Genomic DNA, 12,567 nt, shown 5'->3' on the forward strand with positions numbered 1-12,567 from the left:
GTTTGTAACTTCAGTATAAGAGAAGAATCCAGTGTTGGCTATGGAAGCATGTTATTTCCACATGGAAAAATGTGATTTCACCATTTCTACTTAGATGCTAAGTATGGTAAATTAAAAGGAGCATAAGGACATATCAACGGAGCTGAAGAAAGCCATGCCCAAGCAGGAAAGCTATTATGTCGTTTCGAACCCACTGCCATCCTCAGAGAGCGCTTTGACCGTGCTCTTTGCTGGAGAAAGCCAGACTAAGCCCGTGCATCGGTTAGGCCCTAAAGTGTACGATTACTACTTAATTCACTATGTCATTTCAGGGAGAGGCGTATTTTCCACACAAGGGGAAGAGTATGCGCTAGGCGCCGGAGACAGCTTCATCATCGAGCCGGAGCAGCTTATCAGCTATGTTTCGGATGACAACGATCCGTGGCACTACTGTTGGATTGCCTTTACAGGCGAACAAGCTCCCTCTTTGGTAACTTCAACAGGCATCAATCCCTTGCAGCCTATCCTGCACAACAAACGGAATCGGCATATCCCCGTCTTGTTTCGCCATATTCAGCAAGCTTTGCGAGCCAAGAAAGTGAGTGCACAGCTGAAGTCTATCGGCTATTTACTCCTTCTATTAGGCGAGTACTGCGAAGCTCTCTCCGCGTCCACAACAGCCGGCGTCATAGCAGACGCGGAGAGCGACCGGATCGTGCAGCAGGCCATTCACTACTTGTCCACCCAATATGCCGAGCCAATTACCATTGAAATGATGGCTGAGAGCTTGGGCTATAACCGCGCCTATTTATCTCGCCTCTTCAAGCGCCACACCAAGGTCACGCCCGTGACATTTCTGCTCAAGCTTCGTGTGGATAAAGCACGTCAACTGCTGCGCGAACGGCTGGAACTGACGATTGAGCAGATCGCAGCTTCTGTCGGCTTTTATGATCCGTTATATTTTTCCAAACAATTCCGCCGCTTATACGGCGTTTCTCCGAGTGAGTACCGAAATCAGATCAAATCGCTGTGAAGATGCGTGATTGGTGTCTGTTTAGGGAGCTCGCGGGGGTTCCGGGGGCGAGGGGCGAGGGTCGGGGGTTTGGGGTTTGGGAGGGTGGGTTACGGTTCGGGATTCAAGGGGGCGGCGGCGGTTCGAAATTCGAGGTTCGCGATTGAGAGGTCGCGGTTGCGGGCTGTGTGCGGACTGCGGACTTGCGGATTTGAGGACTTGCAGCACCACAGGCTGCCCGAGCCACTCAAAGGGAACTACAGTCCCTTATTTCACAAGAACCCCCCCCATCATCCGTCCCTGAAAGGAACTACGATCTTTTATTTTGCTGATTTTGGTCGAACCAGCCAGATTCATGCGCGAATAGGACCCTGTAGTTCCGCCCGCCACCTCAAATCGGCTCATTTCGCCGAAATAAGGCCCTCTAGTTCCCTACACACAAAAAAACACCCCTTAGAATCCATAGAATCTACCCCAAGGGGTATTTTCAATGTCTTTTCTAAGAGGTGTTTCATAAGTCTTATCGTTTACCCGGATCGTAAGGCTCGCCAAGAGCCGATGGCGCTTTCGCCCGGCCTACTGCGCCTGCCAGAACCAAGATCGTTAACACATAAGGCAGCATGTAGAGGAACTCCTGCGGGATGTTCTTGGAGAAGTCGAACAACCGCATGAAGTTGTTGAGCGCCTGCGCCATACCGAAGAAAACGGCAGCGCCAAGTGCGCCAAACGGATGCCACTTGCCGAAGATCATCGCAGCCATCGCAATAAAGCCTTGGCCGGAAATCGTACTATGAGAGAAGGTGCTTGTTGTCGTCAATGTGATGGTTGCGCCGCCAAGGCCACCAAGCAGGCCGCTGATCAAAACAGCGATATAACGCACGCGCTTAACCTTAATCCCAACGGTATCTGCGGCACTTGGGTGCTCACCGACGGAGCGAAGGCGCAGACCGAATGGTGTTTTGAACAGCACATAATACGTAACAGCAACGAGAATTAGAGCAATATAGGTTGTCGGATAAGCAGTAAAGAAAGCATATCCGATATAAGGAATTTTCGACAAAAGCGGAAACTCCCATTTTGAAAATACATCATTTAACGTTTCCGTTTGACCAGCGCCATTGAATAACACTTTAACCAGGAACAGCGTGACGCCTGCAGCCAAGAAGTTAATCACGACACCGCTGATAACTTGATTCGCTTTAAAGGTAATGGTCGCTACGGCATGGATGAGCGCGAAGATCAGAGCAAAGAGCATGGCCGTCAGCAAGCCAATCCACGGGGACCAAACGCCCATGTTCGCCTCTTCCGCATAGTAAGCGCCAACCGCGGATGCGAAGGCTCCGGAGACCATAAGCCCTTCAATTCCGATATTCACCACGCCGGAGCGCTCCGAGAAAATACCGCCAAGAGCACCGAAAATCAGCGCTGTCGAGTATACGAGCGTTGTGTTAATAAGTTCACTGAATTTCGTGAAAAACGCGTTAAGCATTGTGAGCAGGTCCATGTTACGACGCCCTCTCTTTCTTGCGTTTGCTATAGAACGGGATGAGCACCCATTTGACGATGCCTTGTGTGGCTACGAAGAATATCACCGAGCCGATAACGATGCGGATAATTTCCGGCGGCACGTCGGCCCCGAAGCTCATTCCCGCCGAGCCGTAGGATAATCCGCCGAACAGCGCGGCCCCTAGGACAATCCCAAGCGGATTGTTAGCGCCCAGCAAGGATACTGCAATCCCATCAAAGCCGTAACCAGGCGAAGCTGCCGCAACGACTTGATAATGAAACACACCGAGAATTTCAAATACGCCGCCAAGGCCGGCAAAAATACCCGAGATAAACATCGCTTTAACAATGTTGCGATTCACGTTCATGCCCGCATACTTCGCAGCATCAATATTATGGCCTACGGCACGCAGTTCATAGCCTTGTCTTGTTTTCCAAAGAATGATATAGAAGACGATGGCCGCGAGGATCGCAATCACGGTGCCCCAGTGAATCCTGGCATGGTTCATTAGTTCCGATAACCAAGTAATGCTAAGCGAAGCCGAGTCCTGAATCATATAAGAACGCTGCTGCTTCGGCTCCAATAAAAATGTATTCACGATATAGTTCGACAGGAATAACGCGATCCAATTGAGCATGATCGTTGTGATAACCTCGTTAACTCCACGTTTTGCTTTCAGGTAACCCGCGATAGCTCCCCAGAGTCCGCCAACAAGCGCTCCGACGATAACGGCCAACGGCGCATGAATAATCCATGGAAGGCCTGTCACTTTCACACCGATAAAAGTAGCCCCCGTCATTCCCATGACGAACTGCCCCTCAGCTCCGATGTTGAATAGGCCTGTCCGGAATGCAAAGGCAACGGATAACCCCGTCAAAATCAAAGGCGTAATCGCACGAATCGATTCCCCGATGTCATACGAATTTCCGAAAACACGGGCGAATAATGCTCCGTAGGCAGCAATCGGATTATAGCCGCCTGCCAGCATGACAAGCGCTCCGAATAACAGCCCGAGCACAATCGCCACGATGGGATTCACCGCAGATTCACTTGTAAAAATACGAGCAACCTTATTCATGAGCCGCTCCTTTCCCTGTGCGCTTACTGCCAGCCATCAGAAGTCCGATCTCTTGATCGTTCGTCTCTTGTGGCAGCACTTCTCCCACAATCTGTCCTTCGTAGATAACGGCAATACGGTCCGATACGTTCATAATTTCATCCAACTCAAAAGAAATCAACAAAACTGCTTTGCCCTTGTTGCGCTGCTCGATCAGTTGACGATGCACGAATTCAATCGCTCCTACGTCCAATCCGCGCGTAGGTTGAGCAGCAATGAGCAGGTTCGGATTCTTGTGTATTTCCCTGGCAATAATTGCTTTCTGTTGGTTTCCTCCCGACAAAGAGCGAGCCTTATTGTAAATGCTTGGCGTCCTTACGTCGAACTGCTTGATCAGCGCTTCCGCATGGCGGTCGATCGCCTCGTAGTTGAGGAAGCCCGCTTTGTTATAGGCAGGATGGAAATAAGTTTCCAACACCATGTTCTCACTCATGGAGAAATCAAGCACGAGTCCATGCTTATGCCTGTCCTCCGGAATATGCGACAAGCCTGCCTCCGAGATCTCTCTCGGCGTATGGTTCGTAATGTCGCTTCCTGTTAGCAGGACCTGCCCGCTATCAATAGATCGCAGACCTGTTAGCGCCTCGATCAATTCACTTTGGCCATTGCCGTCTACACCCGCAATACCCAGAATTTCTCCGGCTCTCACTTCGATATTAAGTTCTTTCAATGCAGCCAGTCCCTGTTGATTCCGAACAACCAGGTTCTTAACCTGGAGAACAGGTTCCCCAAGCTTCACATCTTTTTTATCCACTTTAAAGGAGACATCGCGCCCGACCATTTTCTCAGCCAAAATTTGCGGATTCGCGTCTTTGCTTGCAATGGAATCGATCACTTTCCCGCGGCGAATGATGGTTACGGTATCAGCAATCTCCATGATTTCTTTCAGCTTATGTGTAATGAGAATGATGGATTTGCCCTCTTTCACAAGATTGCGCATGATGACCATCAATTCACTAATTTCTTGCGGCGTCAGTACAGCTGTTGGTTCGTCAAAAATGAGAATATCGGCGCCGCGATACAGCGTTTTCAATATTTCTACGCGCTGCTGCATGCCGACGGAAATATCTTCAATTCTTGCTTTCGGATCAACGCGAAGCCCATATTGTTCAGATAGCTTGCGCACCTTCTCTTGCGCTGTTCTAATATCGACATTGAGCCCTTTTTTCGGCTCCATGCCCAGGATAATGTTCTCCGTTACGGTAAACGGCTGTACAAGCTTAAAATGCTGATGCACCATCCCGATGCCCAGCTCAATCGCCCGATTCGGACTATCAATGGAAACCTCGTTGCCCTGCACTTTTATAAAACCCTCGTCCGGTTGATACAACCCGAACAAAATATTCATCAATGTGGATTTACCCGCACCATTTTCGCCCAGCAAGGCATGGATTTCACCCTTCATCAGCTTCAAGCTGATCGCATCATTCGCCACGATGCCCGGAAACCTCTTCGTAATGTTGTTAAGCTCAACAACAGGGACTATTTCACTCATCAGATCACCCTAAGGATCAATTTTTTTTAAAACCCTCAAAACTAAGAACAAGGCTAGTTATTGTAACTAGCCTTGTTTGAACAAAAGAAACCTATCGTTCGTAACCGCTATGCTTATTATACCCGTATTATGGAGTTTCTGGGACTTTAATTTCGCCGCTGATGATTTTTGCTTTGTACTCGTCAACTTTTTTCAAGATATCCGGAGTTACGTTTTTCTTGGAAGTTTCCGGAAGGCCTACACCGTCATCTTTCAGACCAAGTGTAACGTTTTTGCCACCTTGGAATTTGTTGTCGATAACGTCTTTGGAAACACGAGCAACCGCGTTGTCAACACGCTTCAACATGGAAGTCAGTGTCACTTCATCGCCGAACTCGAGGGATTGGTCTTTATCTACACCGATAACCCAAACTTTTTTACCGTTTTTCACACGGTCTTTTGCTTCGTTGAATACACCGTTACCTGTGGAACCAGCTGCGTGGAAAATGATGTCTGCGCCATCGTTGTAGATGGTTGCTGCCGCTGCTTTACCAAGGTCAGGCTTATCGAACGCGCCTGTATAGTTGATTTGAATTTTCGCATTCGGATTAACTGCTTTCACGCCGGCTACGAAACCAGCCTCAAAGCGTTTGATAACCGGGATGTCGATACCGCCAACGAAACCGATTTTGTTGGATTTTGTCGTAAGACCTGCAACCACACCTACAAGGTAAGAACCTTCTTGCTCGGAGAATGTTACGGATTCTACGTTTGGAGCTTCTACAACGTTATCAATGATCGCTAGTTTTGCATTCGGGTTTTGAGTTGCAACCGTTTTAAGCGCGTCACCCATCAAGAAGCCAATACCCCAAGTCAGGTTATAGCCGTCTTTTACGAATTGGTTCAAGTTCGGCGTGTAGTCTGCATCGCTTTTACTCTCTAGGTTCTTAACGTTTGCGCCAGTTGATTTTTTCAATTGTTGCAAACCTTCCCATGCGCTTTGGTTAAAAGATTTATCATTTACGCCGCCAATGTCTGTGACCATGCCGATTTTGAAATCTTTACCGCTGTTGTTGCTTGGTGCTGCGGATGCTGCGCTACTTGCAGCTGGTGAAGCGGAAGCGGCCGGTTTAGTTTCTTCTTTTTTAGCACCGCAACCTGTCAAAGCAACTGCGGACACAGTGACAGCCATTAACGCTGTTGTGAATACTTTTTTCATCATCTTTACCCCCAAAAATAAATTTAAAATTGTACCTTAAATCCCACATTCTAGGTTGACCAGAATCAGTTAAAATATGTATGTCTGATCATAGACCGAGTGTATCACTTTGGTACTTCAGTGAAAAGCAATCCTACGGCAAATGATCATAATTCGTGATGTTAACCAAGTTGACATGGTCTTTTTGTATAGCCCCACAATATAGGTTTTAAGCCCCAATTATTTATTATACTACCGCCGGTCAATAAAATCTAGATGACCAATTTTAATTTTTTTTGGTCATCAATGTGAGGAATTGTCCCGAGGATAGTGGACTGCTGAACAGTTTTCCTTGCACCTCCGTACATTGCAGAAATTTCAGGTATTCGAATTGCTCTTCCGTTTCGACACCTTTCGCGATTAACTTCAATCCTAATCGGTGGGCCATCCGAACGATAGCAGCTGCAAGCAGTTGATTCTCGTCATCATCGACTAGGTCTCTGATCAGCGTGCTGTCCAGTTTCACACTATCCAGCGGCATACCTTCCATCCCGCTTCGCGTAAATAGGCCCGTACACAAGTCATCCATGGCAATGCGTACGCCAAGCTTTTTCAGCATCGTCAGCTTCTTGCTTGCTTCCTGCACGTTGGAAGACGTGATGCTTTCCGTAAGGTCCAACTCGACCAGGCAAGGATCGATACCCGTTTCTTGCAGCACATCCGCTATATGTGCAATAAAATGATCATCTTTAAACTGTGAAGATTTAATGGTGAACGTCATTCTGATCGGCTCTTGGCCAGCATTCTGCCAGTCTCTCATCTGCCGGCATGCGGCCTGAAACGCCCACTTGCCAATAGGGACCATGAATCCCAGTTCATCGGCAGCCTTCCGCCAATCCATGAGCTTGCTCAGCTGCTTAGACCCCTTCTCCCAGTGGAGGCTGACCTCTGTGCCGATAAGCTTACGGTCTGCGATTTCATATTGCGGCTGATACCGTAATTCGAACTGTTCCTGCTCCAGAGCCAAGCGCAGCTCATTCTCCATGTGAGCTTTGCTCTTCACCATCGTATCAATATCTGAGGCATAAAATTGGAAGCGGTTATTCTCATGGTTTTTGGCCTCGTACATCGCTTCATCCGCACGCTGAAGAAGCTGTTCGGGCTTAGTTCCATCGAGCGGATATAGCGCAATCCCCATACTAGCGGTTATCGTAACGGTTTTTCCATCCAGGATAAAAGGTTCATCCAGCACATTTTGAATGCGTATAGCTACGGCTCTGACGTCTTCCGGCTTGGTAAAAGATTCAAGCAAAATAATAAACTCGTCGCCGCCCTGCCGATACACCGTATCCGAACCACGCAGACAGCCCAGCAATCTCTCCGCAGCCAAACGAATGAGCTGATCGCCAGAGGCATGGCCGTAAGAGTCATTAATCTCTTTGAATCTGTCCATATCGAGAAATACAACTGCCGCAAGCTGGTCATAACGCTGAGCATGAAGAAGCACACGCTTTAAGCGGTCCTCGAACAACCGTCGATTCGGCAAGCCTGTTAATGTATCATGGTAGGCCAAGTAAGCCAGCTGCTTACTCTTCTCCTCCTGTTCGATACTGTTAAGCCGCAAGTGACGGATGCGAATGGCAAAAAAGAAGCAAATGAGTGCTTGAATGAGAACGAACAAGATCATCTTCGGGGTAAATGTAAAAGAAGCAGCAGCAAGTAGATTAGCCGTCAGCAGAAAGAAACCAAGGATGCCCACATAGCGCAGCTCCTGATCTTTCATCTGTTGAATCCACTTTATAAAAAGGCTTCTCATTCGGGGGGAACCTCCATTCCGGTCATCAAAAAAGGCTATTCCATTTGGAATAGCCGTAGGCATACCTGTATCGGTAAACTGCTCCTCTCGGCAGCCCAGCCGTCATCGTTGCGGCGGCAACCTTAGACCCGGAGCTTTGCGTCCTTACCTTTCGGCAAGTTTGCCTTTTACAATATTCAGGTAAACAAAGAAAAAGCAGGACTATTTAACTATATCATAATTTTTTCTACTCTGGCTATTATTAGTTAAATTAGCAAATTAAAAAGTTTAGGATCTTTATTGATCTCGATGTAATCATAGTCCTTGCGGGACAAACGCTCAATAAGGCCCTCATAATCATCTTTATTCTTCAACTCGATGCCGACTAGTGCTGGAGCATCATCCCGATTATTCTTTTTCGTATACTCAAACCGGGTAATATCATCTGTCGGCCCCAAAACTTCCTCCAGAAATTCACGCAAAGCGCCTGCACGCTGAGGGAAATTGAGGATGAAATAGTGTTTCAAGCCCTCGTACACGAGCGATCTTTCTTTGATTTGCTGCATCCGGTCTATGTCATTATTACCACCACTGATGATGCAAACCACGTTTTTGCCGCGAATTTGATCCCGGTAAGCATCAAGCGCCGCAACAGGCAGAGCCCCTGCAGGCTCGATTACGATGGCATTGTTGTTGTAGAGTTCTAGAATCGTCGTGCATTCCTTACCTGAAGGAATAACAACGATATCATCGAGCTTTTCTTTACAAATATCAAAGGTTAACTCGCCTACCTGCTTCACGGCTGCGCCGTCTACAAATTTCTCAATCGTAGACAAGGTCACGACTTTTCCCTGCTTGAGCGACTCCTGCATACTTGCAGCGCCCTCTGGCTCAACGCCAATAATCTTGGTACGAGGAGAAACGCTGTCCACATAAGTCGCCACACCGGCTACAAGACCGCCGCCTCCGATGGTTGCAAAGATAAAGTCAGGCGTATCGGACATCTGATTCATGATTTCCAGACCGACAGTCCCTTGTCCCGCGATCGTGCGAATATCATCGAAGGGGTGAATAAACACCTTGTTCTCTTTGGCGCAGTAGGCTTTGGCGTGATTGGAGGAATCATCGAAAGAATCCCCTGTCAGAATTACTTCTACAAAAGAGCCGCCAAATAATTTCACCTGCGAAATTTTTTGCCTTGGCGTCGTCGTTGGCATGAAAATTTTCCCTTCAATCCCTAACTGCTTACAAGAGTAAGCAACGCCTTGCGCGTGATTGCCGGCGCTTGCGCACACGACTCCCGCTTCGCGTTCTTCCGGCGTCAAGCTTTGGATCACATTGTACGCTCCGCGAATTTTAAAAGAACGAACGACCTGCATATCTTCACGTTTCAAATAAACGTTACATTCATACAAGGTAGAGAGCAGCTCATTGCGTTGCAGAGGCGATGGTTCGATCACCTTGCTGAGCACATGATTGGCCCTAATAATTTCTTCCAAACCTACTTTTCCGGAAACAACCATTTTCTCTTACTTCCTTTCTCTCCAATATGCGTAATAAATTTTAAAGATTATTGTAGCATACTGAGGAGCGCCTGTAAGAAAATATTATTGGAACATTTTATGAATGCTGATGTTTCACTCCAAAATATGGTGGGTATTAACTAGCAAGATACTTATAAGGGAGTGATTGCTATGTCAACACCACCACGAAATATTGAGATTGAAGAACGCCATGTGGAGAAAAAATCGGATTCCAGCTTAGTAGCCTCCACCTTCATCAAGTATGCTGCTTACATTATTATCATCTTCGGAGTTCTATATTTCTTAGTGCACTATGTATTTCCAAAGTTTTAGAACATGAATAAGCGCGTGAAGAAAGGGCTATCTTGCGGGTCTATGACCTGTAAGATAGCCTTTTTTTCAGTGTACACGTTAATGGCCACGCGAATCTCGCGCTATTGGGGAACTGGGGTGACACGAGATTCACATGCCTTTCATCCGGCTTCGCACTACTCACGCCGACTCCATACCCGCTTCCTAGTAGTAGTAATGCGGTTGATCTTGAAGCTCCGCCCGTTTCTGCAAAAAGCGGTAAAATGCGCTTGCCGCTTGGGCTTTTGACACTTCTTGCTGCGGCGCAAACTTGCCATCGTTAAGGGACATAATGTTAAGCCCCACTACAATCGCAGTGGTACCTACTTGCTTAACTTCAGCGGCATCCGCGAATTGGCTGTTGAACACGCCGTCGAATTTCGCCAAGTTTTTGTACCCAAGTGCCTTAACGATCAATTGTGCCATCTCTTCGCGACTTAGCGTAGCCTCTGGGTTGAAATCAGCGCCAACGTCCAGCAAACCGCGGTCAACCGCATTTTCGACATAGGCAAAATAAGGGGAAGCGTTGCTCACATCCGCAAAGGAAGCTTTGCGGTCCGCTCCGTAGTAGATGCCGCCGTTCCCGCCATTCATCGCGATAACCAGCATTTTGACCAGCTCGCCCCGCTTAATCAATTGATCAGGATTAACCTTGCCATCCTGCACATCAAGCGCTTGATAGTCCAGCATCAGCTGAAGCTCGTTCTTAGCCCAGTGATTGTCAATGTCACTGACATTCACTTTATCCAGGGACGTAACCTCACCTGTTTGGCTGTTTCTCCATTTTCCAGTTTGCGCGTCAAGCAGGAAGGGTTCCCGGTTGAGCTTTGGAATAAGCGTGTAGACAAGCTTAGCTTCAAATTTCTCATTTGCGTTGGTGACTGCTGCAGTTGGAGGAATTTCTCCCGCAGCGATCATCAGGTTGTATTTCTCGATAGGTATTACGCCATTGGATCCGCCATATTCGAGCACATAGTTCAGTTTAATGTCGAACTGGGAAAGCCACAGCTCCTTCGCCTTGTCGAGCGCCAGAATCTCCGGCTTTTGCTTCGGATAAGGCATGTCGCTGAGCCCGAATTGATAGTTCATGATTTGGCCTGTCACGCGATCGATGCTGATTGTTACACCCTCACCACCTGCACTAACACCATCAATGACGCGATTAAAGCGAATATCCCAATTCCGCATATGCTTCAGCTGCTCTTCCGAGTAATCCTTGCGGATGGCTGGCTGAGCACCAACTGGTCGGTGTAAGAAGGAATCTGCGCTTTCACGAAATCTACGCTTTTAGCAACAGCATCCTCCAAGGAAACTTTACCTTCGATGTCTTTATTGTTATCAGGGCTGTATGGCACATAGCTGTTAAAATTGGTGATTTCTCCGGTTTTGCTATTTACATTTGCCCAGACTCCGCTTCCAGCTATCTTGCCAGTCGGGTCCTTCTCAGAAACGGTGTTCCAGCTTAAGTTCCAATTCGAGTTGGTTTCCCCGGTTTCAGGGTTCGTCCCTTCATTGTAGGTAGCCTCTTGGAGCTTGTAGTCCGAGGAAAGATTGAACACCGTGATGACTTTCTTCACGGCTTCCTCCTTCGTCAGGTTCAAAGCAGCCGATGGACGTTCAGCCAGCGGTTTGTCCGTTAAAGGCTTGGAATCCTCCGTATGCGGAACCGGGTTCCATACTTCTCCGGTTAGCGCATTCAGCGAAAACGCTCCCATCATGTAAGAAATAATCGGTAATTTCTTGCCTTTAGTACCATATGGAATCTGATAGAGCAGCGAGAGATCTGCTTTATCGTGGAATAATTGAGCAGCTTTTTCTTTCGTAATAGGCCCGGTATTCGCTTGGAAAGTGACGTCATCAGACCAATTGTAATTATAATTCGTTACTTGACCATCGCCATTCACACCGACCGAAATACCATTCGCAGAAAAAGGAACACCGTCAACCGAACGATCGAAGCGGATGTTGTACTGATAATTCCCGTTTAACGGTGTACGGAACGCTTTCTCTTCCGAATCGTCGTAAAGCAGCTCTTTCTGCTTGTCTGGATTCACTTTAGCAATAAAGGCGGAAGCGACATCTTTGGCTGCAGCGAAGTCAACCTTCGGCGGATACGCCGGTTTATGATCCGGATCACTGTCATTCATTGAATAAGCCGTCAGCGTTCCATCCAGGCCATTAATCGATACGTTCAAATAACCGTAGGTCTGATCTTTTACTTTTTTCACATAATTAATGTTCCACGTAGGAGTATTTCTGCCATTCATGCCATAGTAAGCATTTAAGCTAATCGATTGGAAGGTGAAGCCTTCAGGCAGCGTGATATACGCTTTGGCCCGCTCTATCGCTTGTTCTTTCGTAATTTTGGCATCTAACATCTTGTTGTCGACGACGCCAGGATAGGCAGGCACTGCAATTGTCTTGCTGTCTACACTCACTTCATTGGCCCAAACGGCCGGAGCAGCCGTGAGCAGCAAACTTGAAGCTAGTACCAACGTTCCTGCTTGTTTGACTAATTTCAAAGTCCTCTTCCTCCTTTGGGAAATAAAAATTGCCATAATAACCCTTGACGCTGAAGAGAAGGAAAAAGTTGCTTTAAACATACAAAAAT

10 protein-coding genes and 1 riboswitch are annotated in these 12,567 nt (G+C 47.5%); of the genes, 2 read left to right on the top strand and 8 right to left on the bottom strand.

Going from position 1 to position 12,567, the window contains the following annotated elements; all coding sequences use genetic code 11:
- Positions 1-154 precede the first annotated feature (154 nt).
- A complete protein-coding gene (locus GON05_RS06065; RefSeq protein ID WP_157318300.1) occupies positions 155-1,012 on the top strand; it encodes an AraC family transcriptional regulator in 858 nt (285 codons plus the stop codon).
- Positions 1,013-1,511: 499 nt separating this feature from the next.
- Here the strand turns inward: GON05_RS06065 and GON05_RS06070 are convergent, their stop codons facing one another.
- The 6 genes from GON05_RS06070 to ilvA all read right to left on the bottom strand — a co-directional run bounded on the left by GON05_RS06070 (position 1,512) and on the right by ilvA (position 9,605).
- On the bottom strand, positions 1,512-2,495 hold the full coding sequence (locus GON05_RS06070; RefSeq protein ID WP_127456797.1) for an ABC transporter permease: 984 nt from the start codon (positions 2,493-2,495) through the stop codon (positions 1,512-1,514).
- 1 nt (position 2,496) lies between these two features.
- Complete coding sequence (locus GON05_RS06075) at positions 2,497-3,576, bottom strand: ABC transporter permease (RefSeq protein WP_157318301.1); 1,080 nt, start codon at positions 3,574-3,576, stop codon at positions 2,497-2,499.
- A complete protein-coding gene (locus GON05_RS06080) occupies positions 3,569-5,110 on the bottom strand; it encodes an ABC transporter ATP-binding protein (RefSeq protein WP_157318302.1) in 1,542 nt (513 codons plus the stop codon). The genes GON05_RS06075 and GON05_RS06080 overlap by 8 nt, the downstream gene beginning before the upstream one ends.
- A 127-nt stretch (positions 5,111-5,237) precedes the next feature.
- On the bottom strand, positions 5,238-6,308 hold the full coding sequence (locus GON05_RS06085; RefSeq protein ID WP_157318303.1) for a BMP family lipoprotein: 1,071 nt from the start codon (positions 6,306-6,308) through the stop codon (positions 5,238-5,240).
- A gap of 265 nt (positions 6,309-6,573) precedes the next feature.
- The gene (locus GON05_RS06090) at positions 6,574-8,103 is read right to left on the bottom strand and encodes a putative bifunctional diguanylate cyclase/phosphodiesterase (RefSeq protein ID WP_181646509.1); all 1,530 of its coding nucleotides are present in this window, start codon (positions 8,101-8,103) and stop codon (positions 6,574-6,576) included.
- Positions 8,104-8,189: 86 nt separating this feature from the next.
- Positions 8,190-8,278, bottom strand: a riboswitch (cyclic di-GMP riboswitch).
- A 70-nt stretch (positions 8,279-8,348) separates the two neighbouring features.
- Entirely contained in the window at positions 8,349-9,605 is a 1,257-nt protein-coding gene (gene ilvA, locus GON05_RS06095; RefSeq protein ID WP_157318305.1) for a threonine ammonia-lyase IlvA, read from the bottom strand.
- Positions 9,606-9,776: 171 nt separating this feature from the next.
- Here ilvA and GON05_RS38790 point away from each other — a divergent pair, with 171 nt between their 5' ends.
- Positions 9,777-9,938 (top strand): hypothetical protein, encoded by a 162-nt coding sequence (locus GON05_RS38790; RefSeq protein WP_181646510.1) that lies wholly within the window; start codon positions 9,777-9,779, stop codon positions 9,936-9,938.
- A gap of 183 nt (positions 9,939-10,121) precedes the next feature.
- Here GON05_RS38790 and GON05_RS06100 read toward each other — a convergent pair whose 3' ends face one another.
- Both GON05_RS06100 and GON05_RS06105 read right to left on the bottom strand, forming a co-directional pair.
- Entirely contained in the window at positions 10,122-11,144 is a 1,023-nt protein-coding gene (locus GON05_RS06100) for an S-layer homology domain-containing protein (protein ID WP_157318306.1), read from the bottom strand.
- A gap of 5 nt (positions 11,145-11,149) precedes the next feature.
- Complete coding sequence (locus GON05_RS06105) at positions 11,150-12,478, bottom strand: YcdB/YcdC domain-containing protein (RefSeq protein ID WP_157318307.1); 1,329 nt, start codon at positions 12,476-12,478, stop codon at positions 11,150-11,152.
- Positions 12,479-12,567 lie beyond the last annotated feature (89 nt).

This window comes from Paenibacillus anseongensis (assembly GCF_009757995.1).
GTDB lineage: Bacteria > Bacillota > Bacilli > Paenibacillales > NBRC-103111 > Paenibacillus_E > Paenibacillus_E chondroitinus.

Bases quoted from the DNA above. Each gene is read 5' to 3' on its own strand.
- GON05_RS06065 (WP_157318300.1), top strand. From the start codon at position 155: ATGCCCAAGCAGGAAAGCTATTATGTCGTTTCGAACCCACTGCCATCC.
- GON05_RS06070 (WP_127456797.1), bottom strand. From the start codon at position 2,495: ATGGACCTGCTCACAATGCTTAACGCGTTTTTCACGAAATTCAGTGAA.
- GON05_RS06075 (WP_157318301.1), bottom strand. From the start codon at position 3,576: ATGAATAAGGTTGCTCGTATTTTTACAAGTGAATCTGCGGTGAATCCC.
- GON05_RS06080 (WP_157318302.1), bottom strand. From the start codon at position 5,110: ATGAGTGAAATAGTCCCTGTTGTTGAGCTTAACAACATTACGAAGAGG.
- GON05_RS06085 (WP_157318303.1), bottom strand. From the start codon at position 6,308: ATGAAAAAAGTATTCACAACAGCGTTAATGGCTGTCACTGTGTCCGCA.
- GON05_RS06090 (WP_181646509.1), bottom strand. From the start codon at position 8,103: ATGAGAAGCCTTTTTATAAAGTGGATTCAACAGATGAAAGATCAGGAG.
- ilvA (WP_157318305.1), bottom strand. From the start codon at position 9,605: ATGGTTGTTTCCGGAAAAGTAGGTTTGGAAGAAATTATTAGGGCCAAT.
- GON05_RS38790 (WP_181646510.1), top strand. From the start codon at position 9,777: ATGTCAACACCACCACGAAATATTGAGATTGAAGAACGCCATGTGGAG.
- GON05_RS06100 (WP_157318306.1), bottom strand. From the start codon at position 11,144: ATGCGGAATTGGGATATTCGCTTTAATCGCGTCATTGATGGTGTTAGT.